Origin of the sequence: Micromonospora zingiberis (genome assembly GCF_004331455.1) — a bacterium.
GTDB classification, from domain to species: domain Bacteria; phylum Actinomycetota; class Actinomycetes; order Mycobacteriales; family Micromonosporaceae; genus Micromonospora; species Micromonospora zingiberis.
The window spans coordinates 197,358-221,401 of the sequence record NZ_SJJR01000004.1 but is presented as its reverse complement, the minus strand read 5'-3'; the positions used below and the strand labels follow the sequence as shown (position 1 = coordinate 221,401).

Below are 24,044 nucleotides of genomic sequence, written 5' to 3'. Positions count from 1 at the left end.
CGGCGAATGTCAGCATGACGGCATGGATATCTACGAGGACGAGCGGACCGTGTCGCGGGCGGATCTGGCCGCCTGGCTGCGTCAGGTGGCCAGCCAGTTGGAGACCGGCCAGGTCTTCTACGGTGCGGCGGGCACCATCGCCGTCGCCGACCAGGTGCACTGCGAGCTGGAGATCGAGCAGGAGGGCAAGGACGAGTTCTCGATCGAGATCGAGTTCTCCTGGGTCAACCCGAAGGCCGACCCGCCCGCCGAGGAGGCCGCCGACCCGGACAGCGAGGACGAGAACCCGACCCCAGCCGCCTGACCCCGAGCAAGGAAGGGCCCCTAGTTAACGCCGGGCGCGGTATAGGGGCCCCTTTTTAACCCGAGTGAGGGCTTGGGCTCAGCGCAGCCGACGCCGGCCGCCGAACCAGTCGCGGGAGGCTCGGGTGTTCAGCGCCCAGAGCACCCAGGCCAGCAGGCCCAGCCCGACGCAGGTGATGGCGCCGAAGAGGCCGAGCGAGGCGGCGGCCAGCAGGCCCGCCAGGGCGTACGCCGGATAGGGTGCCCACGGGCGGCGGGTGATCAGGCTGGCGGCCACCAGCAGACACCCGACGGCCAGCACGGCGAAGAAGACCGCGGCCCCCAGCGAGCCGCCCTCGGTCAGCAGCCGGTGCCCGGTCGCCAGGGCGAACAGCAGCGACAGCAAGCCGAAGACGAGCACGGTGACCCGTACCGGGGTCGGCATCACGGGGTACCGGAGCAGGTCTGGGTAGCCACGCACGCCCATACAGACAACGATGAGCGTCGACCTTTACGGACGTGCGGCACTGTCGGCAAGGCGACAGCCGCGTACGCGATCTAAGCTTCCGCCCATGGCCAGGTACTTCGACGTGCACCCGGACAACCCGCAGCCGCGCACCATCGGGCAGGTCGTCGACCTCCTGCGCCGGGACGGGCTGATCGCCTACCCGACGGACTCGTGCTTCGCCCTGGGCAGCCAGCTCGGCAACAAGGACGGCATGGACCGCATCCGCGAGATCCGGCAGCTCGACAGCGGCCACCACTTCACCCTGGTGTGCCGCGACTTCGCCCAACTCGGCCAGTTCGTGCAGCTCGACAACGCGGTCTTCCGCGCGGTGAAGGCGGCCACCCCGGGCAGCTACACCTTCATCCTCCCGGCCACCCGGGAGGTGCCGCGCCGGCTGCTGCACCCCCGCAAGCGCACCGTGGGCGTACGCATCCCCGCGCATCCGGTCACCCAGGCCCTGCTCGACGAGCTGGGTGAGCCGCTGCTGTCGAGCACGCTGCTGCTGCCCGGCGACGACGAGCCGCTGACCCAGGGCTGGGAGATCAAGGAACGGCTCGATCACGCCGTGGACGCGGTGGTCGACGCGGGTGACTGCGGCACCGAACCGACCACCGTGGTCGACTTCTCCGACGGCGAGCCGGAGATCGTCCGCATCGGCGCGGGCGACCCGGCGCGGTTCGCCTAGAGGTTCTCGTACACCCAGTCCCGGGATCGGACGAAGGACTCGACCGGGTCGCCCACGTACATCCAGGGCCACTCGCTGACCCGGTCACCGAGCAGCTCGAAGACCCGCGCCGCGGCTTCGAACTCGTGGGCCAACTCGAAGGCCAGCGCGAACACGCTCGCCCGGGGCACCCAGCCGAGACCGGGCTGGAACGACGGATGGAAGATCGACTTCTCGGCCGCCGCCAGCAGGTCCTCGGCCACCTCGTCGCCGATCATGTACCTGTCCTCCGCCGGCTCGCGCAGCCACTTCTCGATGTGCGCGACGGCCAGCAGTTCCGGAAGCAGGCTGCCGTCCGGGGCGGACGCGGTGGCCTGGCGGGCGAAGGTGAACATCTCGTCCTCGCTGCCGAACCATTTCGGGCACAGGTACTGCAACCGCTGCTCGTGCGCCACCAGGTGGGTCGGATGCCGCTTGACCACCTCGTCGAAGCGGGCGCGGGCCTCGTCGGCGTCGACCTGCCGCCCCCGGGAGGAGGTGACCAGCCAGGTCCGCGCGGTCACGTCGTCCGGATCGCGGTCGACCACCTCGTCCAACGAGTTCTCGGCGATGCGCAACCGCCGGGCGAACTCCCGAAACTGCTCCTGCTTGGTGTACTCGGCACGCTTCGCGCCCCGGGCCTCCCACGCCCAGTGGACCGCGTGGCAGCCCCGTACCAGCACCGGAAGCGTCGAGTGCGGTTCGGCGGCGATCCACTCGCCGATCCAGTCCTGCACGCCGTCGACCGTGCCCGCGGCTTCCATCAGGAAGGCCCGGCCGTCCGGGTCGGGCGCGGCGTCGAAGATGTCCCGGGCCGTACGCCAGTCCCGCGCGCCCAGCGCGTCGATCAACGCCTGCGATCGCGGGTCACCGTACGACGGGTCGACGACCAGCACCGGCTCCGGCCGGCGCCGCTTGAATGGCCACATGTGAATCTCCTCCCGCAGCAGCGGCGCGAGAATATCGGGTGATCACCCTCACCACTCGGGGGCCCCGGGTTCCGCCGAGCGGGTCACCCCGCCGCACGGCAGGTGGAGCCGCAGCTGGCGCGGGGTTGCTATCGTCGCCGCCACGTAGATGATCTCGGCATTGGGGGGACGCGATGGGGCTGATGGACCGGCTCCGGGGCGAGTTCGTGGACATCGTCGAATGGCTGGACGACAGCCGGGACACGATCGTCTGGCGCTTCCCCCGCTACCAGAACGAGATCAAGATGGGCGCCAAGTTGGTCGTCCGCGAGTCCCAGACGGCGGTGTTCGTCAACGAGGGGCAGATCGCCGACGCCTTCCCGCCCGGCACGTACCCGCTCGAAACCCGCAACCTGCCGATCCTGTCCACCCTCAAGGGCTGGAAGTACGGCTTCAACTCGCCGTTCAAGGCCGAGGTGTACTTCGTCAACACCCGCCAGTTCACCGAGATGAAGTGGGGCACCCAGAACCCGGTGATCCTGCGCGACGCCGAGTTCGGGGTGGTCCGGCTGCGGGCGTTCGGCGCGTACGCGGCCCGGGTGGTGGACGCGCAGCGGCTGCTGCGGGAGCTGGTCGGCACCGATCCGCAGTTCCGCACCGAAGAGGTCCAGGAGTACCTGCGTCAGCTCATCGTGGGCCGGCTCGGCAACGCGCTGGCCACGGCCGGGGTGCCGCTGCTGGACCTGGCGGCCCACCAGGACGCGATCGGGCGCCAGCTGGCCGACGTGCTGACCGCCGAACTCGCCGAGGTCGGCATCGCCATCCCGAAGTTCGTCATCGAGAACGTCTCGGTGCCGCCGGAGGTGGAGCGGGCCCTGGACAAGCGGACCGGCATGGGCGCGGTCGGCGACCTGGACCGCTTCACCCGGTACCAGGCGGCCACCGCCCTGGAGGAGGCCGCGAAGAACCCGGGCGGCGAGGCGGGTGCCGGCGTCGGGCTGGGGATGGGCATGGCGATGGGCCAGCAGATGGCCAGGTCCATGGCGGGCGAGACGGCAGCCACCACGGCGCCGGGCGGTGCCGAGCCGCCGCCGCTACCGAACCAGACGCAGTGGTTCATCGGCGTCGCCGGGCAGCGGCAGGGCCCGTTCGACCTCGGTGGGTTGGCCGCGCAGGTGGGTGCCGGCGCGCTGGGCCCGGACACGCTGGTCTGGCGGGCCGGCATGGCGCAGTGGCAGCCGGCCGGGCAACTGCCGGAGCTGGCGTCGGTGCTGGCCAGCGTGCCGCCGCCGCTGCCGCCCCAGTGACCCCGGCACCGGATCGGAAGGTACGCCGATGACTGACACGCCGTCGTACGGCTGCGGGGGTTGCGGTGCCCGGGTGCAGTACGCACCCGGCACGACGGTGCTGCACTGCCCCTACTGCGGGCACCGGCAGCAGATCGCCGCCGCCGGACGTGAGGTACGCGAACACGCGTACGCCCAGCTGGCCACCCTGCCCCGCAAGCCGGCCGCCAGCGTCGGCGCGTACGTGTTCGGCTGTCCGGGCTGCGGCGCCCGGACCGAGAGCGACGCCCTCGCCCAGCGCTGCCAGTTCTGCGCCGCTCCCCTGGTGGCGCAGCACGCGGCGGGTGAACTCATCGCGCCGGAGGCGGTGCTGCCGTTCACCGTGGACCGGTCCGGCGTACGCACCGCGCTGAGCACCTGGTGCCGGAGCCGCTGGTTCGCCCCGAACAGCCTGAAGAAGGTCAGCGAGGCGGAGACGCTCAGGGGCACGTACCTGCCGCACTGGACGTTCGACGCGCGGACCGTCTCGGACTACCAGGGCCAGCGCGGCGAGCACTACTACGTCGCCGAGACGTACACGGTGACGGTGAACGGCAAGGCGGAGGTCCGCACCCGGCAGGTGCGGCACACCCGGTGGCACCCGGCGAACGGCACGGTCCGCCGGGACTTCGACGACGTGCTCGTACCCGCCACGACGCACCTGCCGGCCGACCAACTGGACCAGTTGGCCCCGTGGCCACTGACCGAGGCGGTCGCCTACGACGGGGACTACCTGGCCGGGTACCACGCGTTGCGCTACGACACCGAGCCGGAGGCGGGACTGGCCACGGCGAAGACCCGGATGGCACAGGCAATCGAGCAGGACTGCCGGTCCGACATCGGCGGTGACGAACAGCGGGTCAGCGCCGTGGACACCAGCTACTCGGACGTCACGTACAAGCTGCTCCTGCTGCCGGTGTGGATCGCCGCGTACCTGCACCACGGACGCTCGTACCAGGTGCTGGTCAACGCCCGCACCGGCGAGGTCATCGGCGATCGCCCGTACAGCAGAGCCAAGATCGCCTTCGCGGTGCTGGCCGCGCTGGCGCTGGTCGCGGCGGTCGTGGTGGCGTTCGTGCTGGCCCCGTAGCGGCGTTCGGCGCGACGACCGATCGGCACGCTGCGGTCAGCGCAACAGGTGGCGGACGAGTTCGGTGCGGTTGCGTACGCCGAGCTTGCGGTAGATGTTGCCGAGGTGGAACTCGATCGTCTTGGCCGACACCGACAGCCGCCCGGCCACCTCCTGGTTGCTCAGTCCCTCGGCGACGGCGGCGGCGACCCGGCGTTCGGTGGCGGTCAGCGCGACACCGGCGGGCCCCGACGAGCCGGTAGGACCGGAGGACGTCACCGGTGCCGGGTCGGCGCCGGCCGGGTCGGGGACGTCGCCCGCGCGCTTCGGCGGCCCGCTGGCGGCGGCGAACGGTTCCGCGATCGCGTGCAGGTCGACGGCGACGCGGGCGAGCAGCCCGGCGGCGCCGGTCGCCGCGTACTCGCTGCTGGCCAGTTCCAGCAACCGGATCGCGTCGGCCCGGCGGCCGGCGTGGGCGTGCCGCGCGCCGAGCAACCAGGCCAGCCGGGCCCGCGACAGCCGTTCCACCGGCCGGTTGAGCCCGGACAGGGCCCGTTCGAGCCAGGCCATCGCCGCCGGATCGTCCGGGTCGGCGATCCACGCCCGCCAGGCGGGCAGCGCCGGTGCGCCGGGCCAGTCCAGCGGTGGATCCGCAATGGACTCGATGACCGACCGCGCGGCGCCGGCATCACCGCGCAGCGCGTGGTACGTGGCCAACTCCCAGCGGTGCTCGAAGACCAGCCCCGAGTTGGCGCCGACCGCCGAGCCGACGAGGCGCCCGATGACGCCGACCCAGGCGTCGATGTCGCCGCTGGCCAGGTGCAGTGCGGCGGCGCACTCGGCGATGTGGAACCCCACCCAGGCGGAGCCGGAGCGGGCCGCGAGCACCCGCGCCTCGGTCAGCCGGCGCCGGGACTCCGCGAGGTCGCCGCAGAGCGCCTCACACTTGGCCAGCCAGGAGACGATCTCGGCCTGTAGGTCGAGCCGCCCGGCCGCGACGGCATACCCGTACGCGCGGCGCAGCGTGGCCCGGCCGCGCAGCAGGTCACCGGACCAGGCGTCGCCCATGCCCAGCATGGTGGTCAGTCGCGCCCGGCGGGCCGGGTCCACGATGCCGTCCGCCAGCCACGGTTCGACCAGGTGGGCGAAGTTCGGCCGGACCTGGTCGGGTCGCTGCGCGCTGAGCATCGCGATCATCGCGCACTCCACGTACAGCGGGTCGTCGTGCAGCCCGGCGGCGGTGAACAGGCGCAACGCCTCGTCCGGGTCGGCCAGCCGTTGGTGGGTCGGCTCGGGCCGGGCGAGCCGGCGGCCGGTGCGGGCGCCGACCGCGCAGGCGATGGCGTGGTACACGAACTCGACCTCGCGGTGCCGGCGCTCGCGCTCGACCTGCGGGAATGCCGACCGGGCCCGCAGCATCGCCAGTCGCCGGACCATCGGCGGCAGGGTGGCCGCGTCGGCGGTACGGGACACCGCGACGAATGCCTCGGCCACCAGTCGCGCGGCGGTCACCGGGTCACCGGCGCGGTCGGCGGCGGCGAGCAGCCGGTCGGCGTCCTCCGGCCCATGGGCATGCCGGTCGATCTCCACGTCCGTCACCTTCGTCGGGCGGGTTCAGCAGGCACACCCTAGCTGGGGTCTTTCCCAGGTCGACGGTGGGATCGGACTGGTTGCCGACTCAGTGACCTGGGCCGGGCCCGGCGGGTGCGACGGTACGGCTCATGATCCTCCGTAATCGCAAGAGAGTGGCGATGCTCGTCGCTCCACTGTTCGCCATACCGCTCGCGTTGACCGCCACCGGCACCGCCGCTTCCGCCGACAAGCCGACGGAGGCGCCGGAGCGGTCCCGGCTGTCGTACGCCCGGATCTGTGACCCGACCGGCTGTTACCTGTCCTGGCGGGTGGTCGACAGCGACAAGGACGGTTTCAGCGACGCCGACGAGTTGGCCGCCGGCACCGACCCCCACGACCCACAGAGCACGCCGAGCCTTCAGGTGGCGGTCGAGCTGGCCTCGGTCAACAAGTTGCCGTCCTTCTCGTACGGACGCGGCAGCTTCCTCGCCTTCCCGGCGGAGATTCTCAAGCTCAAGGAGGAGACGACGAACCTGCCGGCCATCGGTGTCTTCGCGATGCCGGTCCGGCAGGACACCTACACCCGGCTGGGCATCGACCTCAAGCAGTTCGACGAGTTGAAGCTGTCGGTGCGGCGGGACGGCGTCGCGATCGGCCGTGGCAAGATCTCGCAGTCCGTCGGCGACTCGCTGACCGGCAGCCTGCTGACTCCGTTCGACTCGCACTTCGTCGAGTACGACCCCGGCGTGACGGGGCAGAGCCCCGCCGCGTACGGCGGCGTCGTGAAGACCGAGAAGGGCGGCTGGTTCGACGACTTCGACTACCGGCTGCACTACGCCGACGGGTCCCGCGACGTCGTCGACCTGGTGCCGGGCGGTTCGGTGCGGGAGCACTTCAACGCCGACGACTCGCGCGGCAACACCGTCCTGCACCAGTACGAGGAGCGGGGCAAGGACGGCGACCGCTACATCGAGGAGACCACCACGGTCTGGGACCCGCACGGACGCCTGGTCAGCGAGACCACGTCGAAGACCCACTCGACGAACGGGAAGCTGGACACCTGGTTGGAGACGATCTACCACGTCTACGACGAGGACGGCAAGGAGGTCGGCACCATCAGGACGGAGTCGGTCATCTACAACAGTTCGACGCACACCTCCGGCAACCAGACCATCACCACCTGCGACGCGAGCGGCAGCTGCGACGACGGCGTCAACATGTACTACGACTCCGGGGATGACGACTCCTCCGGCGGCGGACACGGCGACGACGGGGGTGACGACGGCAGCGGACACGGCGATCCCGAGGGTGATCACGGTTATGTCGACCCCGACTACACCGGTGACGCGGTGTCCATCCTCACCGGCAGCGACGGGTTCACCCGGATCGTCGGCACGAACATCACGCCGGTCCGCAACTGGACGCCGAAGTACGCCGACGGCACCATTCCGGAGAACAAGCTGACCGGCATCATCTACGTCGACGACACCGCCAACGCGTACAACACGGTCTTCTCCGAGCCACGGATCACCGGGGCACAGCCGGAGCACGTACCCGGCCAGCCGCAGCCGTGGCTGAGCGGGCCGCCACCGAACCCCGGCGGTTGCAACGGGCTCTGCTGACCTCGGCAAGGCAGCCGACGTCGCCCGTCCGGTCGTCACCGGACGGGCGGCGTGCCGTTCGGGGCGTCGTCGCGGTCGCCACCACCCGTTCAGCTTGCCGGCGCGACAAGTTAGGCTTGCCTAACTTCAGAAGCGAGGCGCGGATGACGGACTCCCCTGCACCGGCACCGACCGGCCGCCTGATCGGCGGCATGTTCCGGCGCCAACGCCGCGACACGGCGTTGTGCGCCGGATTCTGGTCACTGCACCAGGTGTGCGAGGCGCTCGTACCGGTGGCCATCGGCGTGGTCATCGACCAGGCCGTGGGAACCGGGTCGACCACGGCGATGGCCTGGTCGGTGCTGGGGATCTTCGCCCTCTTCGTCGCGCTCACCATGGGCTGGCGGTTCGGGTTCTGGTTCCTGTCCAAGGCGGTGGTCCAGGAGTCGCACAGCCTGCGGATGCAGGTGGTCAGGCGGGTGCTCACCGGACGGGGAATCCGGACCAACCGCCAGAACGGGGAGTTGCTGTCGATCGCGACCTCCGACACCCAGGCCGCCGCCGAAATGCTGGAGCTGGGCAGCCGGATGGTGTCCGCGCTGATCGGCCTGACCGTGGCGACGGTGGTGCTGCTGCGCATCGACTGGTCGCTCGGGCTCGGGCTGGTGGTGGGCGTTCCGCTGCTGGTGCTCGGGCTCAACGCCCTCGGGCCGGTGGTGGAGCGGCACACCTCGGCACAGCAACAGGCCATCGGTCGGGCCGCCGCGACCGCGTCCGACCTGCTGCGCGGGCTCCGGCCGCTGCGCGGGTTCGGCGGGGTCGACGAGGCCGCCCGCCGCTACCGGGCGGCCAGCCGTACGTCGCTGCGGGCCAACCTCGGCGCGGTCCGGGCCGGCGCCACCTTCGTCGGCGTGTCGACGTTCACCACCGGCCTGCTGGTCACGGTGGTGGCGGCGTTGGCCGGCTGGTTCGCCCTACAGGGGCGGATCACCGTCGGTGAACTCATCACCATCGTCGGATTGGCGACGTTCATCAGCGACCCGGTGCTCAACCTCGCCGACTGCGTCTTCCGGCTGGCGACCGCCCGGGCCAGCGCGGCCCGGGTGGCCGAGGTGCTCGCCGCACCCGAGCCGGCCCCGTCCGGCGGCGCGGCGGCGCGGCCGGGCGCGCTGGTCCTCGACGACGTGCACGCCCCGGGCCTGGACGGCGTCAGCCTCACCGTACGTCCCGGCGAGTTGCTCGGTGTCGTCACCGAGCAGACGGTCACCGCCGACGGCATCACCGAACTGCTGGCCGGGGGGCGGCACCCCGACCGGGGCGAGGTGACGTTGGCCGACACGCCGGTACGCGACCTCGACGTCGCCGCGCTGCGCCGGATCGTGCTCGTCGAGCCGCACGCGGTGGACCTGTTCGGCGCGACGCTGCGCGAGGTGCTGCACACCGGAGACGACCACGACGACGCGGCGGTACGCCGGAGCATCGCCGCCGCCTGCGTGGACGTGCTCGCCGACGGCGACGAAGGGCTGGACCGGGAGCTGCTGGACCGAGGGCTGGACCTGTCCGGTGGTCAGCGGCAGCGCCTCGCCCTGGCCCGGGCGCTGCTCGCCGACCGGCCGATCACCGTGCTGCGCGATCCCACCACGGCGGTCGACGCGGTCACCGAGCACGCCATCGCCGAGGGGGTACGCGAGCACCGCACCGGCGACGCGCGGGCCACCGTCCTGGTCACCACCAGCGCACCGCTGCTCGACCGCTGCGACCGGGTCGTCTTCGTGCACGCCGGCCGGGTCGCGGCCGTCGGACGCCACCGCGACCTGCTCGCCCGATCCGCGTACGCCGAGGTGGTGCTGCGATGAGCGACCCGACGTCCACCATCCTTCCGGTCGCCACCGGCCGGGCCACCCTGGTCTCCTTCTGGCGCTCGTTGCGGCGCCACCCGATGCTCGGCTGGGCCTCGGTCGCGGCGTCGCTGGCGGCCAGCGCCGCCGCGGTCGTCGTACCGCTGTTGCTCGGCCGGCTGGTCGACCTGGTGGTCGCCGCCGGCACCACCCGGTCGTTGCTGCTGACCTCGGCCTGGATCCTCGGCGCGGGATTCGCCGCCGCGGTGCTGACCGGCGCGTCCCGTTGGCTGGTCACCGAGTGGGGCATGCGGGCCTGCGCCGACCTGCGGGAGGAGGTCCTCGACCACGCGCTGCGGATGGACTCGGCGCGGCTGGAGAACGCCGGTTCCGGCGACGTCGCCGCGCGCGTCACCGAGGACGTGGAACAGGTGACCGACTCGATCCGGCTGGCCGCGGGGGTCTTCATCGCGCTGGTGACCGTCGTGGTCACCGTCGCCGGCTTCGCGGCGCTGGACTGGCGCATCGCCGTCGCGTTCCTGGTCATCGTCCCGGTGTACGCGCTGAGTCTGCGCCGGTTCACCCCCCGGGCGAAACGGCTCTACGCCGCCGAACGGCAGGCCGCCGCGGTCCGTACCCAACACCTGCTGACCACCTTCGGCGGAGTCCGGACGGTGCACGCGTACGGCATGCAGCAGCGGCAGAGCCAGCGGGTGGAGCGGGCCTCACGCGACGCGGCCGACGCCCGGCTCCGGGCGGTACGCGGGTTCCTCTGGTTCGCGAACATGATGAACTACGCCGAGGCGATCGGGCTGACCGCCGTCCTGTTCACCGGGTTTCTGCTGGTCCGCTCCGGGGACAGCAGTGTCGGCGAGGTGACCGCCGCCGCGCTGCTGTTCCACCGCCTCTTCGGCCCGCTCGGCATGCTGCTGATGTCGTTCAACGACATCCAGTCGGCCGGCGCGGCGCTCGCCCGCCTGGTCGGCGTCACCGAGGTGGACGTACCGGCGGGGCGGGCCGGTGAGCTGGCCACCCGGGCGCCGGCCGGCATCACCGCCAAGTCGGTGTGGCACCGCTACGCCGACGGTCCGACGGTCGTACACGACGTGACGATCGAGATCGCCGAAGGTGAGTCGTTGGCGATCGTGGGCGAGAGCGGCGCCGGCAAGACGACCCTCGCGGCCATCCTCGGCGGGGTGTTCCCGGCCGCCGACGGCGCGGTGTGGCTCGGTGGCCGGTTGATCGGCGACCTCGGCCCCGACGACCTGCGCCGCACCGTCGGCGTGGTCACCCAGGAGGTGCACGTCTTCGCCGGCACCCTCGCCGACGACCTGCGGCTGGCCGCTCCGCACGCCACCGACGAGCAGTTGCACGCCGCGTTGCGCCTGGTCGACGCGGACGGCTGGGTCGCCGCGTTGCCGGCCGGACTGGCGACCAGGGTCGGCGACGGCGAGCATCCGATCACACCCGGCCAGGCCCAGCAGTTGGCGCTGGCCCGGATAGCCCTGCTCGACCCGCCGATCGTCGTGCTGGACGAGGCGAGCGCGGAGGCCGGCAGTGCGGGCGCCCACCAGTTGGAGCTGGCCAGCCAGGCGGTGATCCGTGGCCGCACCGCGATCGTCGTGGCCCACCGGCTCACCCAGGCCCATGCCTGTGACCGGGTCGCGGTGATGTCGCGCGGCCGCATCGTCGAACTCGGCCGCCCGGACGACCTCGTCGAGGCCGGTGGCCGGTACGCCGAACTCTGGGCGGCCTGGCGACGCTGACCTACCGGGCCGCGCCCCGGGTCAGTCGTGCGGGACAGACGCCGGGGGTGGCGCCGATCGGTGCCACCCCCGGGCAGTCCGGGTCGGTACGGCTCAGCAGGTGCCGAGCATCGAGCTGAGGGCCGACTTCTCCGCGCTGTCCACGGAGAGCCCGTAGTACCACTTCACCTGGATCCAGGCGCGGGCGTAGGTGCAGTGGAACGCCGCGCGCGGCGGCTTCCACGCGGCCGGGTCCTTGTCGCCCTTGGACTGGTTCACCGTGCTGGTGACCGCCCACAGCTCGGGGCCGCCGAGGTCGTTGGCGTAGGTCTGCCGCTGCGCGGTGCTCCAGGCCCAGGCCCCGGAGCGCCACGCCTCGGCGAGCGGCACCATGTGGTCGATGTCGATCTGCGAGGGGCTGGTGCGGGTCAGGCCGTCGTACGGGCTGTACCAGGACCCGGAGGTCGGGTAGCAGCTCGCGTCGACGACGACGTTGGTGCCGTCGCGCTTGAGGACCTGCTCCCGGGCGTTGCAGGTGCCGGTGATCGTGATCCAGTGCGGGAAGAGATCCCGGTTGTAGCTGGACTGGTGCGACTCGGCGGCGACGGTGAGCGCGTTGAGTCGGCTCACCGCCGTGCTGTACGAGGGGATGTTGGGCGGGGTGGCGTGGGCCGGCGGTGGGACCAGCACGATGGACAGGACGACGGCGACCGCCGTGGTGAGGGCGGCCCTGGGTAGGCGAGCCATTGGGTCGACTCCTGACTGTCGCCGACCACGGCGGGTGGGGGTGGCCCGGCTGATGGGCGTGGCCTGCGACAGACGGATTGTCGCAGACATCGTGATCAATGAGTGTCTTAGCGCCGGAAAAGGCCGTGAACCCGAGGTGAAGACCGATGGGGCCTACCCCTGCCGGATGGCCTCGCCGGCGATCTCGATGCGGATGTTGCGGCCGACCAGGACGCCGCCGCTGTCCAGGGCCACGTTCCAGACCAGGCCGTAGTCCTCGCGGTTGATCTCCGCCGTGGCGCTGAACCCGAAGATGTCCTGCCCGTACGGATCGCGCCGGGCCCCGCCGAACTCGACCTGTAGGTCCACCGGACGGGTGAGCCCCTTGACGGTCAGCTCGCCGGCCAGCACGAACCGCGTGGTCGCCGGGTGCGCCGGCGGCGACGGCTCGTCCAGCACCGCCCGGCGACCGAGCCGGTGGTTCTTCAGCTTGGCCCAGTAGAAGATCGGGTCGGTCTGGTCGAGGGCGGCGATGCCGGTGCTGCGGTACTCCAGGGTCGGATACCGCTGGACGTCGAGGAAGTCGGCGCTGCGCAGGTGAACGTCGCGGTCGACGTTGGCGGTGTCGATGCTGTCCGCCCGGATGCTCGCCACGATCGAGGACTCCAGGGGATTCTCCGCGACCGTGATGTGGGCGCTCGCCGTACGGAACTCGCCGCGTACCGGGCTGACCATCATGTGCCGGGCGACGAACCCGACCCGCTTGTGCGCGGCGTCAAGCTCGTAGCTGCCGGGTGCGGGGATGGACATGCCGTCCCAGATCCGCGTGGAACCGGTCATCGCTCGCCACTTCCTCCCCCGCGTCACCCAGGGCCCACCCGCTGACGCCGGACCGGCCCGAAACGATCATCGAAGCCAAGCATAGGGAGGTCAGGGGCGTTTTCCCTCGCCCGAGGAGGGCTGATCGTGAGGACAATCACCAGCCCACCGGCCCACCGGCCCGCCCGCGCTGCGCCGGTCAGCTGACGGTGAGCAGACCGCGCGCGGCGCGGACCTGGTCGACCGCGCGGCGCAGCGCCGCCACCACGCGCTCTTCGAGGTGCCCGTCGAGGCGGGCCACCGGGATGGAGAGGCTGATCGCGTCCACGGCGGGAGTGTGCAGCGGCACGGCGACCGCGAAGCAGACGATGCCCTCGGTGTTCTCCTCGTGGTCGACGGCGTATCCCCGGTCCCGACTGACGGCCAGGTCGGCGTGCAGGGCCGCGAGGTCGGTGATGGTGTGCCGGGTCAGCGGCGCCGGGGAGGTCCCGATGATCGTCTCGACCGTCTCGTCGGCGCGCTCGGCGAGCAGCACCTTGCCCAGCGCGGTGGCGTGTGCCGGCAGGCGTCGCCCGATGGCGCTGTACAGCCGCAGCGGGTGCATGGACTCCCGCTTGGCGGTGTAGACCACGTGCGCCCCGTCGAGGCGGCCGAGGTGCACGGTCTCACCGAACTGCCCGGACAGGTCGTCCAGGACGCCGGCGAGCAGCCCGACCGCGTCGTCGGTGTCCAGGTACGCGGCGCCGACCTGGAGGGCGCGTACGCCCAACCCGAACCGGGTGCCGGTGTCGTCGGCCTCCACCCAGCCGCGCTGCATCATCGTGCGCAGGATGCCGTGCAGGCTGCTCTTCGGGATGCCCAGGTCCCGGGCGAGGTCGCCGAGGGATCGCCGGCCGCCGGAGGCGGCGAGGGTCTCCAGCACCTCCAGCGTGCGCCCGGCCGACTTGACCGGCTGGAACCCCTCGGCGGATGTCATGGCGTCACTGTAGCGGGATTGACATCGCCGGGATCAGCAGTAGGGTCACGTATGTGACTGCCGTTCATCCTTCTGAACAGCCGGCCGGTGTGTCGGAGACCATCGCCGCGGGCCGGATCCTTCCGGTCGTGGTGCTCGACGACGCCCGCGACGCCGCCCCGCTCGGCGCCGCACTGACCGCCGGTGGCCTGCGCAGCGTCGAGGTGACCTTCCGCACCGACGCCGCCGCCGACGCCATCCGGGTCATGTCCGAGGACCCGGACCTCTTCGTCGGCGCCGGCACCGTACTGACGCCGGCCCAGGTGGACGAGGCCGTCGCGGCCGGCGCCCGGTTCATCGTCAGCCCCGGCTTCAGCCCGCGCGTGGTCGCCCACTGCCAGCAGGTCGGCGTCCCCGTCTTCCCGGGCGCCGCCACCCCGACCGAGATCCAGATGGCCATCGACGCCGGCCTGGACACGGTCAAGTTCTTCCCCGCCGGGCAGCTCGGCGGAACCACCATGATCAAGGCGTTGGCCGCGCCGTTCCGGTCCGTACGGTTCATCCCCACCGGGGGCGTGAACACCGACAACCTGCGCGACTACCTGAGCCTGCCCGCGGTCCTCGCCGTCGGCGGGACCTGGATGGTCGCTCCCAGCCTGCTCGCCGAGGGCCGGTGGGACGACGTGACCACGCTGACCGCCGCCGCCGTGACCGCCGCCCGGGAGATCTGATCCGCGATGCCCATTCTCGACCTGCGCCCCGCCGACCAGTGCCGGTACGACCTCGTCTCGCTCGGCGAGGTGATGCTGCGCCTCGACCCCGGTGAGGGACGGGTGCGCACCGCCCGCACCTTCCGGGCCTGGGAGGGCGGCGGTGAGTACAACGTGGCCCGGGGACTGCGCCGCTGCTTCGGGCTGCGGACCGCCATCGTCACCGCGTTCGCCGACAACGAGGTGGGACGGCTGCTGGAGGACCTGATCCTTCAGGGCGGCGTCGACCCGTCGTTCATCCGCTGGATGGCGTACGACGGCCTCGGTCGCAGCGTACGCAACGGTCTGAACTTCACCGAGCGAGGTTTCGGCGTACGCGGCGCCGTCGGCACCTCCGACCGGGGCCACACCGCCGCGAGCCAACTACGCGCCGACGACGTCGACTGGGATCACCTCTTCGGCGACCTCGGGGTGCGCTGGCTGCACACCGGCGGCATCTACGCCGCGCTGTCGGAGACCACGCCGGAGACCATCGAGGCGGCCATGGTCGCCGCCCGCCGGCACGGCACGATCATCTCGTACGACCTCAACTACCGGCCCAGCCTCTGGAAGGCGGTCGGCGGGCAGGCCCGCGCACAGGAGGTCAACCGGCGGCTCGCCCGGTACGTCGACGTCATGATCGGCAACGAGGAGGACTTCACCGCCTCGCTCGGCTTCGAGGTGCCCGACACCGACGCCAGCCTCTCCGAACTGGAGGTGACCAACTTCCAGCGGATGATCGACGAGGTCACCAAGGAGTTCGACAACTTCCGGGTGGTGGCCACCACGCTGCGCACCGTACGCAGCGCGACCGTCAACGACTGGGGTGCCATCGCCTGGGCGGCCGGCGGATTCGTCGAGGCGACGCACCGCCCCGGCCTGGAGATCATGGACCGGGTGGGCGGCGGCGACAGCTTCGCCTCCGGGTTGATCTACGGACTGCTGGCGCAGCACGACCTGGCCACCGCCGTGGAGTACGGTGCCGCCCACGGCGCGCTGGCCATGACCACCCCCGGCGACACCTCGATGGCCAACCGCAAGGAGGTCGAGGCGCTGATGCGCGGCGCCGGGGCCCGGGTGCAGCGCTGACCCGACGCGACCCGTCACGGGTCAGCTCAGCGCGGGCAGGATCACCTGTTCCAGCAGCGTCGCCGGGGTCCGCCAGTGCTCGGGGTCGTCGTAGTTGCCGGCGGTCACCGCCACACTGAGGTCCAACTCGGGCAGGACGAACAGGCGTTGCCCGCCGTTGCCCACGGCGGCGACGACCCGGTGGCCGGTGCCGGTTTCGAGGTACCAGTGATAGCCGTAGCCGGCGCCCCAGGTGGTCCGGGTACGCGGCACCAGCATCGCGTCGATCCAGTCGGCCGGGACGACCCGGCGGCCCTGCCAGGCGCCCCGGGCGAGCACCAGCTCGCCGATCCGGGCCAGGTCGCGGGGGGCCAGCCGCAGCCCGGACGCGGCCGAGGCCACCCCGTCGGTGCCGGTCATCCAGTCGAAGCCGGTCATGCCCAGCGGCGCGAACAGCACCGCTTCGGCGTAGTCGGGCAAGCGCCGGCCCGTGCCCTGCGCGATCAGTCCACCGAGCAGCGCGGTGGCGCCACCGCAGTATCCCCATCGGGTGCCGGGTGGTTCCAGGATCGGCTGCTCCAGCACGTACCGGTACCGGTCCGGCGCCAACTCCATCGCGATCTCGGCGTTCGCCGGGCTGTCGTACGGCAGGTCCTCGCGCCACCGCAGGCCGAGCGTCATGGTCAGCGCGTGCTCGACGGTGAGCCGGGCCCGGTCGGGTTCGACGGCCAGATCGGCGTACGCCGGGAAGTGGCGCAGCAACGGCTCGCCGAGGTCGGGAACCCGGCCCTCGCCGAGCGCGATGCCGTACAGCAGGGCGGTCACGCTCTTGGTGACCGACCGCACGTCGTGCAGCGTGCGGGGCGCGAACTCGATGACGCCGAGCGAATCGCCCCAGGCGAAGTCCAGGCCGGTGCCGTAGTACTCCAGCAGGGTCTGGCCGCCCTGGACCACCGCGGTCGCGTGCAGGCCGGGCAGCCGGCCAGTTTGCAGCGTGCTGGCCAGAAGCTCACTCAGCTGGGTGGTCATGGCACCTCTCGTTCTCGGGCCGGGGGCTGGCTGGACCCACTATCGGGCAAGCGGCGCGGTTTCGCCGCCCCGCCATCGGCCGCCCCGAACATCCCGGGACCCAAATCGTTGAACCAGATGGTTCACTATTGCTACGGTGAACCACATGGTTCAGCAAGACGCGCGTCTCGACCGGATCTTCTCGGCGCTGGCCGACCCGACCCGCCGCCAGGTGCTCGCCCGGCTCGGCACCGCACCCGCCACCATCAGCGACCTGGCCGAGCCGTTCGCCATCTCCCTCACCGGGATGACGAAACACGTCCGGGTGCTGGAGGAGGCGGGTCTGGTGGTCACCGAGAAGGTCGGCCGGTCACGGCGCTGCCGGCTGGGCACCGAGCGACTGGACGACGCGATGGCATGGATCAGCTTCTACCAGCGGCTCTGGGAGCGTCGCCTCGACGGTCTCGACGCCTACTTCACCCTGCGGAAGGGAATCGAGCAGTGACCGAGACATCCGACCTGCAACTGCGCCTCAGCCGGCACCTGCCGGCCTCCCCCGAGGAGGTCTTCGACGCCTACACGGATCCGGCGCAGCAGAAGATCTGGTTCAGCATCCTCGACGAGCAGCCCGGCATCGTGGAGATCGAGAGTGACCTGCGCGTCGGCGGCACCCAGACGGCGGTCTGGGGGCCGAGCCGCGACCACCTGTTCCGCGAGACGCAGACCTTCCTGGTGATCGAACGCCCGCACCGGTTGGTCACCGAGTCGGTCGGCAGCAGTCCGGACGGTTCGACCATGACCACCCACATCGAGGTCACCTTCGCAGCCGACGGCGACGGCACCCTCGTCACCGTCGTGCAGACCGGTTTCCCCGCCCCGGAGCTGCGGGACTTCTTCGCCGAGAAGGCATGGGCCGGGGCGTTCGCCCGGATCGAGGCGTACCTGCACCGCTGACGCGTGCCGACCGGGGGCGCGTACGCCATCCCGGTCGGCACATCGGTTCAGGTCCGGTCGGGGTCGAGCCGGCCACCGGCGCGGCGACCGACACCTCCGGCAGGCGCTGGATCTCCCGCCACTCCTCGACACCGATCCCACCCCCGCAATCCGGCGAGTTGACCGGCCTGCACCAGGTTGCGCTGCTGTTCAGCGGCAGGACGCTGTCCGTCGGCCGGACCAGGATGTCGTACGCGGGGCGGTAGTTGGCCTCGACCGCGCCTCCCGCCGGCCGGTCAGGTCCGCCACGCACAGCGCGATGTCCCGGCCTGAACAACGGCGTTAAATCTTGACGCACGTTTATGTTATCGCTCACACTCGCCACCATCCCGCCCCGGTCCGCTGGTTCGTCCACGTGGTGGACACCGCCGGGCGAGAGAGGAGTCGTCCATGCCCGGACCAGTCCGCACACCGATCCCCCGGCCAGGGCCGAGGACACTGCGTGCATCGGTCGCGGCAGTGCTGACCACGCTGTTGACGGCGCTGGCCGCGGTCGTCGCACCCGCCCCCGCGCTGGCCGCCGACTCGGCGTACGTAATGGCCTACTTCAAGGAGTCACTCAGCGGCGCCGGCAACGTCAACGCGGTGCACCTGGCGGTCAGTTCCGACGCGCTGGAGTGGACGCCGCTCAACAACAACCAGCCGATCCTGACGCCGACGGTCGGCACCCGGGGCATCCGCGACCCCTTCCTGTTCCGGCTCAACGACGGGACCTGGGTGGTCGCCGCCACCGACATCCCGGTCGGTGGCAACTTCTTCGCCGCGAACCCGAACATCCACATCTGGACGTCCCGGGACCTGGTGAACTGGTCCGCCGACCGGCTGGTGAACGTCAACTGGCCGAACCCGAACTCCTTCACCTGGGCGCCCTCGATCTACTGGGACGCCGGCCGCAACCAGTACGCGATCACCTTCTCGACCGTGCCCACCGGCTACAACTACTCGGTGATCATGGTGGTCTACACGACGAACTTCATCAACGTGACCACCCCGGTCGTGCTGTTCGACGGTGGACCGAACGGCGTCATCGACTCCCACGTGGTGACCGGCGTCAACGGGATGAACTACCTGTACTACAAGAGCAACTCGCCCTCGACGCTGTACGGCGCCCGGTCGACGTCGCTGAACCCGGGCAGCTTCGTCCGCTACACCAACGGCACCGGTGGCGGGTGCATCGAGGCACCGACGCTGGTGCGGTCGCTGACCTCGTCGACCTGGTGGCTGTGGGGCGACACGTTCTGCCCCAACAGCGTCTTCCTGGCCTGGCAGGGCGACATCGTCACCGGCAACTGGAGCCCGGTCAGCCAGCGCAACTACACGCCTCCGTTGAACGCCAAGCACAACTCGATCCACCCGATCTCCGCTACCGACCGCACGAACCTGCTCAACCGCTACGGCGGCACGACCCAGTGGAACCGGTTGAAGTCGTGGAACCTGCCCGGCTCCTACCTGCGCCACGACGGCGGAGTGGCGCGCGTCCAGGCCATGCCCTTCGACCCGTACCAGGACTCCCAATGGCGGCTCGTGCCGGGCCTCGCCGACCCGGCGGGTATCTCGTTCGAGTCGGTCAACCAGCCCGGACGGTACCTGCGGCACGCCAACTACGCCGTGGTGCTGGCGGCCAACGACAACACCGCCGGTTTCCGCGCCGACGCGACCTTCCACCGGGTGGCCGGCCTCGCCAACGCCGGCTGGTCGTCGTTCCGGTCGCACAACTTCCCGAACCGCCACCTCCGTCACCAGGCCAACCGGCTCTACCTGCACCAGATCACCGACGCGACCGGGCGTGAGGACGCCACCTTCCGGGTCGGCCACTGACCCCCGCCGCCGCGTCGCCCGCACCCGGGCGACGCGGCGCGGCGGTCCCAAACGGCGACGGTACGTCCGGCGGCTGGGCGCGCAGGTCGACCCCGTTCGCCGCGCAGCTGGCCGGTCGGCGCTCACCGCGCCGGAACGTGGGCGGTGCCGAACTGTAGCCAGACCCGGACCCGCTCGGTGACCGCGTCGCGTCCGTCCAGGGCGTCGCGTACCTCGGCGGTGAACGTGGCCCGGTCCGCCGCCGAGGGCAGCAGCTCGGCCGGGATGGCGGAGAAGACGCCGCCAACCATGTCCTCGATGGTGAGCGGCGCGTCGTACTGCACCACCGACTCGGCGTACCGGTAGCCGGCGCGGACGAGGGCGTTCCGGTTGCGCCGACGGCCGGCCGCGTCGGTGTCGCAGGTCGCCGTGACGGGCCGCCCGACCAGCCGTTCCAGGCATCCGCGCAGGGCCTCGGACCACCGGGTGTCCTGCGACCACAGGGGTACGCCGTTGGTGATCACGGCGACGCCACCGCCGGGCCGTACCAGCGGCCGGATCGTGCGGAACAGCGCGTCACGATCCATGAAGTGGATGGCGACCGCGACGGTCAGCGCGCCGATCGTCCGTTCCCCGAGCAGGTGGCCCAGCGTGGGCACATCCCGGTCGGCGCCGAGTACCCAGGCGGTGTTGGTGGTCGCGGCATCGACGGCAGCCTGGCGAGCCAGGGCCAGCATGTCCGGCTCCGGGTCCACGCCGACGACGGCCCGCACCCGGGCGGCGAGCGGAATACTCAACTGGCCGGTGCCGCAGCCGAGGTCGATCACCGTGTCGTCCCCGCCGAGGCCGAACGCCGTGGCGAGGGCGTCGAGCACCTCGGGCGGATAACCGCGCCGGTGCCGCGCGTAGTACGTTGCCACCTCACCACGGAAGCCCGATGCCATTCCGACAGCCTGCCCACGGTGCGCGGCCGGTGGCGAGGCATTCTGCTCAGGGCAGTCAACGGGCCGCACCGCGCCCCGCTCGCTCGATCGGCAGGCACTGGCCGTCGTCCACCACAGCCCTGGAACGTACGGAGGCAAGCAGCTATCTAGCGACACAACGCGCACGGATGAAGAAGCGCGACCGGCCGGGGGATGTGATCGTGGCTGCGCGGCGGCGGTCACGCCCCACCGACACTGACGACCGAGAGGCAGGACGGGCATGGCGCACATCGATCTCGGGATCGACGAGAAGCAGTTCCCCGGCATCACCGGCCCGATGCGCTACCGCCCCGAGACGGCGAAGCCGCTCAACGAACTGGCCGAGGTACTGCTGCGCGCCCCGCACTCGCTCTCCGCCGGGGAGCGGGAGCTGATCGCCGCGTACGTGTCCGGGCGCAACGAGTGCAACTTCTGCTGCGCGTCGCACTCGGCGTTCGCCGCCGCACAGCTCGACGAGGGTTACGACCTCGTCGACCAGGTGCGCGCGGATCTCGACACCGCGCCGATCTCGGCCAAGCTCCGGGCGCTGCTGCGCATCGCCGGTGCGGTACAGGTCAGTGGCCGGCACGTCACCAGCGACCTGGTCGCCGACGCCCGCGCGGCGGGCGCCACCGACCTGGAGATCCACGACACCGTCCTGATCGCCGCCGCCTTCTGCATGTACAACCGGTACGTCGACGGGCTCGGCACCTTCGCGCCGGCTGGTCGGGACGCCTACGCCGAGTCGGCACGTCGGGTCATCGAGCTCGGCTACGGCGCGGCGATCCGGGTGCCGGAAGCCGAGCCGGCTGACTGAGCACTTAGCACGGACAAGGGTGACTACGCCCCGATTCCTCTGCGATGGTCGATGGACATGCCTGGCCAGGCCCGTCACCCGTGAAGTCGGAGGGATCGATGGACCACGCACGTCGTCTGCGCCACGCTGCGGGAAAGCTCCAGGCAGACATGGTCGACCGGCTGGGCACGCTCGTGGCGTGCGAGTCGGCACCGGGCTCGGTGCCCCACCTCACGTCCTGTGCCGACCTGCTCGCCGGCTGGGGACAGGAGGTGCTCGGCCGCCCCGCCCAGCGGGTCGTGCTCGACGGCCTACCGCACCTGCTCTGGCCGGCAGCCAACCAGCGGGTGCTGCTGCTCGGCCACTTCGACACCGTCTTCCCGGTCGACACGATCCGATCCAGACCCTTCACCGTACGCGGGGACGTCGCGACGGGGCCGGGCGTGTGCGACATGAAGGCCGGCATCGTGCAGATGTTCACCGCGCTGCGCCTGATCGAGGACACCTCGATGGTCGGGGTGCTGCTCACCTGTGACGAGGAGAGCGGATCCGGCACGTCCCGGCCACTCATCGAATGTGAGGCGCGGCGTTCGGCCGCGGTTCTCGTCTGCGAGGCGGCCACCCCGGAAGGACACGTCAAGGTGGCCAGGAAGGGCGGCTCGGTGTACCGCCTCACCGTCCAGGGTCGCGCCGCCCACGCCGGCGTCGAACCGCAGCGTGGGGTCAACGCCACGGTCGAGGTCGCCCACCAGGTTCTCGCGCTCGGCGCGCTCGGCGCGGCGGGCAACGGTGGCACCTCGGTCACCCCGACCCTGCTCTCCGCGGGAACCACCACGAACACGGTGCCCGACAGTGCCGTCCTGGCCGTCGACGTCCGGGCCTGGACCAGGGACGAACTCGAACGCGTCGACCACGCCATCCGCGGTCTGGAGCCGCACCTGTCCGAGGCGACGCTGGCGGTGCGGGGTGGGATCAACCGCTACCCCATGTCCGCCGAACTCGCCCGACCGCTGCTGGAACTGGCCCAGTCGACCGCCCGACAGCTCGGCATCCCGAACCTCGTCGGCGCGTACGCCGCCGGTGCCTCGGACGGCAACTTCACCGCCGCGCTCGGCGTACCGACCCTCGACGGGCTGGGGGCGGTCGGCGGCGGAGCGCACTCCGCCGACGAGTACGTCTGCCTCGACCGGATGCCGGAACGGACGGCACTTCTGGCCGGACTCGTCGACACGCTGTCCTCGATGGAGTGTTCGGGGGCGCGGGCCGTCGGCCGGATCCCGTAACGTGCTCAGCGCCGGCAGAGGACCGGCAGCGAGGGGTCGGCGGCGGCATGACTATCGGACAGCGCCCGGGTTCAGCCATTCCCCTGCTCGGCGTCGAGGAGGAATTCCTCGTGGTCGACGCCGATCGGGGCGAGGTCGTGCCGGAGGCGGCCACCGTCGTCGACCGGGCCCGCCCAGCCCTCGGCAGCCGGGTGGGCGGCGAGATCACCAAGCTGCACGTCGAGACCCGTACCGACCCGTGTCAGAGCCTGGACGATCTCGGAGCGCAGTTGGCCGAGGGCCGCCGGGTGGTCCAGGCCGCCGCCCGGTCGGCGGGCCTGCGGGTGATCGCCAGCGGTTCACCGGTGGTCGGCCGGGCGGTGCCGCCGCCCATCACCGAAGGGCCGCGCCAGGACCGGGGCAACGCCACCTTCCGTGGCCTGCACGACGAACTCGCGATCTGCGCCGTGCACGTCCACGTGCAGCAGCCCGACCGGGACCGGGCCGTGCTGATCGGCAACCATCTGCGCCCACACCTGCCGGCGTTGCTCGCCCTGACCGCCAACTCGCCCTTCTGGTACGAGCGCGACACCGGGTACGCGAGCTGGCGCAGCGTGACGTGGGGCCGCTGGCCGGTGGCCGGCGCCCCGCCGTTCCTGACCTCCGCGCAGCAGTACGACGACCACGTCGACATGTTGCTGGAGGCGGGCGCGCTGGTCGACCACGGCACGATCTTCTGGGATCTCCGGCTGTCGGCGAACCACCCCACGCTCGAGGTACGGGTGGCCGACGTGCCGGTCACCGCCGCCGAGTCGGTGGCGCTGGCCGCCCTGGTGCGGGCGCTGGTGGTCGTCGCCGGTGAGGCCGTCGACCGGGGTGACGAGGGGCCGAGGCTGGTTCCGGAGCTGCTGCGGTTGGCGTACTGGCGGGCCGCCCGCGACGGGATGGGTGGCCACGGCGTCGACGTCGCCACCGGCCGACCGCTGCCCGCTGCCGCGCTCGCCGAACGACTGGTCGGGCTCGCCCGGCCAGCCCTGGACGAGGCGGGCGACCGCGCGCGGGTCGAGGACTGGCTGGCGCGGCTCAGCACCGACGGCGACGGGGCGACCCGCCAGCGGGCCGCCGCGGCGGTGCGTGGGCGGCTCGCCGACGTGGTCGACGAGATTGCCGTGCACACCGCGCCTGACCTGCCCGCGCGCGAACAAAGCACACCTGCGTAACGACGCCGCGCCCCGGCCTCCGCGATGCTGGAGGAGCCGAACGCAGCGACCGGCAGTCCGCCGCGCGGCAACCGGCACACCTGCTCAGGGGAGGCCCAGGTGACCGACGTCGACCTGCTACCGAAGGTCCCGATCCGG

23 protein-coding genes are annotated in these 24,044 nt (G+C 71.6%); 15 read left to right on the top strand and 8 right to left on the bottom strand.

Annotation, left to right across the window (positions count from 1 at the left end; all coding sequences use genetic code 11):
• Nucleotides 1–22: 22 nt before the first annotated feature.
• Complete coding sequence (locus tag E0H26_RS08670; RefSeq protein ID WP_131302996.1) at nt 23–304, top strand: amphi-Trp domain-containing protein; 282 nt, start codon at nt 23–25, stop codon at nt 302–304.
• A 78-nt stretch (nt 305–382) separates the two neighbouring features.
• On the opposite strand, the gene E0H26_RS08665 is transcribed toward E0H26_RS08670, so the two are convergent.
• Nucleotides 383–769 carry a hypothetical protein gene (locus E0H26_RS08665; RefSeq protein ID WP_131302994.1) on the bottom strand — a complete coding sequence of 129 codons (387 nt, stop codon included), beginning with the start codon at nt 767–769 and terminating at the stop codon, nt 383–385.
• Nucleotides 770–854: 85 nt separating this feature from the next.
• Here E0H26_RS08665 and E0H26_RS08660 point away from each other — a divergent pair, with 85 nt between their 5' ends.
• Nucleotides 855–1,475, top strand: coding sequence for an L-threonylcarbamoyladenylate synthase (locus tag E0H26_RS08660; RefSeq protein WP_131302992.1), 621 nt, complete (start codon nt 855–857; stop codon nt 1,473–1,475).
• Here E0H26_RS08660 and E0H26_RS08655 read toward each other — a convergent pair.
• Nucleotides 1,472–2,422: a DUF4034 domain-containing protein gene (locus E0H26_RS08655; protein WP_131302990.1), complete on the bottom strand. Its 951-nt coding sequence runs from the start codon at nt 2,420–2,422 to the stop codon at nt 1,472–1,474. The genes E0H26_RS08660 and E0H26_RS08655 overlap by 4 nt on opposite strands.
• Nucleotides 2,423–2,595: 173 nt before the next feature.
• Here E0H26_RS08655 and E0H26_RS08650 point away from each other — a divergent pair, with 173 nt between their 5' ends.
• Together E0H26_RS08650 and E0H26_RS08645 are read left to right on the top strand one after the other, a co-directional pair.
• On the top strand, nt 2,596–3,708 hold the full coding sequence (locus tag E0H26_RS08650; RefSeq protein WP_131302988.1) for an SPFH domain-containing protein: 1,113 nt from the start codon (nt 2,596–2,598) through the stop codon (nt 3,706–3,708).
• Between the two features lie 28 nt (nt 3,709–3,736).
• Nucleotides 3,737–4,816, top strand: a complete 1,080-nt coding sequence (locus E0H26_RS08645) for a TFIIB-type zinc ribbon-containing protein (RefSeq protein WP_131302986.1) — start codon at nt 3,737–3,739, stop codon at nt 4,814–4,816.
• A 36-nt stretch (nt 4,817–4,852) separates the two neighbouring features.
• On the opposite strand, the gene E0H26_RS08640 is transcribed toward E0H26_RS08645, so the two are convergent.
• A complete protein-coding gene (locus E0H26_RS08640; protein WP_131302984.1) occupies nt 4,853–6,385 on the bottom strand; it encodes a LuxR family transcriptional regulator in 1,533 nt (510 codons plus the stop codon).
• Nucleotides 6,386–6,516: 131 nt separating this feature from the next.
• Between E0H26_RS08640 and E0H26_RS08635 the strand changes: the two genes are divergently transcribed.
• The 3 genes from E0H26_RS08635 to E0H26_RS08625 all read left to right on the top strand — a co-directional run bounded on the left by E0H26_RS08635 (nt 6,517) and on the right by E0H26_RS08625 (nt 11,572).
• On the top strand, nt 6,517–7,989 hold the full coding sequence (locus E0H26_RS08635; RefSeq protein ID WP_131302982.1) for a thrombospondin type 3 repeat-containing protein: 1,473 nt from the start codon (nt 6,517–6,519) through the stop codon (nt 7,987–7,989).
• A gap of 143 nt (nt 7,990–8,132) precedes the next feature.
• A complete protein-coding gene (locus E0H26_RS08630; protein WP_131302980.1) occupies nt 8,133–9,824 on the top strand; it encodes an ABC transporter transmembrane domain-containing protein in 1,692 nt (563 codons plus the stop codon).
• Nucleotides 9,821–11,572: an ABC transporter ATP-binding protein gene (locus tag E0H26_RS08625; protein ID WP_131302978.1), complete on the top strand. Its 1,752-nt coding sequence runs from the start codon at nt 9,821–9,823 to the stop codon at nt 11,570–11,572. The genes E0H26_RS08630 and E0H26_RS08625 overlap by 4 nt, the downstream gene beginning before the upstream one ends.
• Before the next feature lie 93 nt (nt 11,573–11,665).
• Here the strand turns inward: E0H26_RS08625 and E0H26_RS08620 are convergent, their stop codons facing one another.
• The 3 genes from E0H26_RS08620 to E0H26_RS08610 all read right to left on the bottom strand — a co-directional run bounded on the left by E0H26_RS08620 (nt 11,666) and on the right by E0H26_RS08610 (nt 14,072).
• Nucleotides 11,666–12,298 carry an HNH endonuclease family protein gene (locus tag E0H26_RS08620; RefSeq protein WP_131302976.1) on the bottom strand — a complete coding sequence of 211 codons (633 nt, stop codon included), beginning with the start codon at nt 12,296–12,298 and terminating at the stop codon, nt 11,666–11,668.
• Nucleotides 12,299–12,451: 153 nt separating this feature from the next.
• Nucleotides 12,452–13,117: a YceI family protein gene (locus E0H26_RS08615; RefSeq protein ID WP_131302974.1), complete on the bottom strand. Its 666-nt coding sequence runs from the start codon at nt 13,115–13,117 to the stop codon at nt 12,452–12,454.
• A gap of 178 nt (nt 13,118–13,295) precedes the next feature.
• On the bottom strand, nt 13,296–14,072 hold the full coding sequence (locus tag E0H26_RS08610; RefSeq protein ID WP_131302972.1) for an IclR family transcriptional regulator: 777 nt from the start codon (nt 14,070–14,072) through the stop codon (nt 13,296–13,298).
• A gap of 89 nt (nt 14,073–14,161) precedes the next feature.
• On the opposite strand from E0H26_RS08610, the gene eda reads away from it, so the two are divergent.
• Together eda and E0H26_RS08600 are read left to right on the top strand one after the other, a co-directional pair.
• A complete protein-coding gene (gene eda, locus E0H26_RS08605; RefSeq protein ID WP_240742074.1) occupies nt 14,162–14,782 on the top strand; it encodes a bifunctional 4-hydroxy-2-oxoglutarate aldolase/2-dehydro-3-deoxy-phosphogluconate aldolase in 621 nt (206 codons plus the stop codon).
• A 6-nt stretch (nt 14,783–14,788) separates the two neighbouring features.
• Nucleotides 14,789–15,889: a sugar kinase gene (locus E0H26_RS08600; protein ID WP_131302968.1), complete on the top strand. Its 1,101-nt coding sequence runs from the start codon at nt 14,789–14,791 to the stop codon at nt 15,887–15,889.
• Nucleotides 15,890–15,910: 21 nt separating this feature from the next.
• Here E0H26_RS08600 and E0H26_RS08595 read toward each other — a convergent pair whose 3' ends face one another.
• On the bottom strand, nt 15,911–16,897 hold the full coding sequence (locus tag E0H26_RS08595) for a serine hydrolase domain-containing protein (RefSeq protein ID WP_131302965.1): 987 nt from the start codon (nt 16,895–16,897) through the stop codon (nt 15,911–15,913).
• 145 nt (nt 16,898–17,042) lie between these two features.
• Here E0H26_RS08595 and E0H26_RS08590 point away from each other — a divergent pair, with 145 nt between their 5' ends.
• The 3 genes from E0H26_RS08590 to E0H26_RS08580 all read left to right on the top strand — a co-directional run bounded on the left by E0H26_RS08590 (nt 17,043) and on the right by E0H26_RS08580 (nt 19,687).
• On the top strand, nt 17,043–17,381 hold the full coding sequence (locus tag E0H26_RS08590; protein WP_131302963.1) for an ArsR/SmtB family transcription factor: 339 nt from the start codon (nt 17,043–17,045) through the stop codon (nt 17,379–17,381).
• Nucleotides 17,378–17,830, top strand: coding sequence for an SRPBCC family protein (locus tag E0H26_RS08585; protein ID WP_240742073.1), 453 nt, complete (start codon nt 17,378–17,380; stop codon nt 17,828–17,830). Before E0H26_RS08590 ends, E0H26_RS08585 begins: the two co-directional genes overlap by 4 nt.
• Before the next feature lie 429 nt (nt 17,831–18,259).
• Entirely contained in the window at nt 18,260–19,687 is a 1,428-nt protein-coding gene (locus E0H26_RS08580) for a glycoside hydrolase family 43 protein (protein WP_131302959.1), read from the top strand.
• A 122-nt stretch (nt 19,688–19,809) separates the two neighbouring features.
• Here the strand turns inward: E0H26_RS08580 and E0H26_RS08575 are convergent, their stop codons facing one another.
• Nucleotides 19,810–20,586, bottom strand: coding sequence for a class I SAM-dependent methyltransferase (locus E0H26_RS08575; protein WP_240742072.1), 777 nt, complete (start codon nt 20,584–20,586; stop codon nt 19,810–19,812).
• 283 nt (nt 20,587–20,869) lie between these two features.
• On the opposite strand from E0H26_RS08575, the gene E0H26_RS08570 reads away from it, so the two are divergent.
• The 3 genes from E0H26_RS08570 to E0H26_RS08560 all read left to right on the top strand — a co-directional run bounded on the left by E0H26_RS08570 (nt 20,870) and on the right by E0H26_RS08560 (nt 23,906).
• Nucleotides 20,870–21,445, top strand: a complete 576-nt coding sequence (locus E0H26_RS08570; RefSeq protein ID WP_131302953.1) for a carboxymuconolactone decarboxylase family protein — start codon at nt 20,870–20,872, stop codon at nt 21,443–21,445.
• A gap of 98 nt (nt 21,446–21,543) precedes the next feature.
• Nucleotides 21,544–22,707: a M20/M25/M40 family metallo-hydrolase gene (locus E0H26_RS08565; RefSeq protein ID WP_131302951.1), complete on the top strand. Its 1,164-nt coding sequence runs from the start codon at nt 21,544–21,546 to the stop codon at nt 22,705–22,707.
• 47 nt (nt 22,708–22,754) lie between these two features.
• Nucleotides 22,755–23,906, top strand: a complete 1,152-nt coding sequence (locus E0H26_RS08560; RefSeq protein WP_131302949.1) for a carboxylate-amine ligase — start codon at nt 22,755–22,757, stop codon at nt 23,904–23,906.
• The last annotated feature ends 138 nt before the right edge of the window (nt 23,907–24,044 follow it).

Bases quoted from the DNA above. Each gene is read 5' to 3' on its own strand.
- E0H26_RS08645 (WP_131302986.1), top strand. From the start codon at position 3,737: ATGACTGACACGCCGTCGTACGGCTGCGGGGGTTGCGGTGCCCGGGTG.
- E0H26_RS08665 (WP_131302994.1), bottom strand. From the start codon at position 769: ATGGGCGTGCGTGGCTACCCAGACCTGCTCCGGTACCCCGTGATGCCG.
- E0H26_RS08630 (WP_131302980.1), top strand. From the start codon at position 8,133: ATGACGGACTCCCCTGCACCGGCACCGACCGGCCGCCTGATCGGCGGC.
- E0H26_RS08580 (WP_131302959.1), top strand. From the start codon at position 18,260: ATGCCCGGACCAGTCCGCACACCGATCCCCCGGCCAGGGCCGAGGACA.
- E0H26_RS08590 (WP_131302963.1), top strand. From the start codon at position 17,043: ATGGTTCAGCAAGACGCGCGTCTCGACCGGATCTTCTCGGCGCTGGCC.
- E0H26_RS08560 (WP_131302949.1), top strand. From the start codon at position 22,755: ATGACTATCGGACAGCGCCCGGGTTCAGCCATTCCCCTGCTCGGCGTC.
- E0H26_RS08635 (WP_131302982.1), top strand. From the start codon at position 6,517: ATGATCCTCCGTAATCGCAAGAGAGTGGCGATGCTCGTCGCTCCACTG.
- E0H26_RS08600 (WP_131302968.1), top strand. From the start codon at position 14,789: ATGCCCATTCTCGACCTGCGCCCCGCCGACCAGTGCCGGTACGACCTC.
- E0H26_RS08650 (WP_131302988.1), top strand. From the start codon at position 2,596: ATGGGGCTGATGGACCGGCTCCGGGGCGAGTTCGTGGACATCGTCGAA.
- E0H26_RS08660 (WP_131302992.1), top strand. From the start codon at position 855: ATGGCCAGGTACTTCGACGTGCACCCGGACAACCCGCAGCCGCGCACC.
- E0H26_RS08625 (WP_131302978.1), top strand. From the start codon at position 9,821: ATGAGCGACCCGACGTCCACCATCCTTCCGGTCGCCACCGGCCGGGCC.
- E0H26_RS08655 (WP_131302990.1), bottom strand. From the start codon at position 2,422: ATGTGGCCATTCAAGCGGCGCCGGCCGGAGCCGGTGCTGGTCGTCGAC.
- E0H26_RS08570 (WP_131302953.1), top strand. From the start codon at position 20,870: ATGGCGCACATCGATCTCGGGATCGACGAGAAGCAGTTCCCCGGCATC.
- E0H26_RS08595 (WP_131302965.1), bottom strand. From the start codon at position 16,897: ATGACCACCCAGCTGAGTGAGCTTCTGGCCAGCACGCTGCAAACTGGC.
- E0H26_RS08670 (WP_131302996.1), top strand. From the start codon at position 23: ATGGATATCTACGAGGACGAGCGGACCGTGTCGCGGGCGGATCTGGCC.
- E0H26_RS08610 (WP_131302972.1), bottom strand. From the start codon at position 14,072: ATGACATCCGCCGAGGGGTTCCAGCCGGTCAAGTCGGCCGGGCGCACG.
- E0H26_RS08615 (WP_131302974.1), bottom strand. From the start codon at position 13,117: ATGACCGGTTCCACGCGGATCTGGGACGGCATGTCCATCCCCGCACCC.
- E0H26_RS08620 (WP_131302976.1), bottom strand. From the start codon at position 12,298: ATGGCTCGCCTACCCAGGGCCGCCCTCACCACGGCGGTCGCCGTCGTC.
- E0H26_RS08565 (WP_131302951.1), top strand. From the start codon at position 21,544: ATGGACCACGCACGTCGTCTGCGCCACGCTGCGGGAAAGCTCCAGGCA.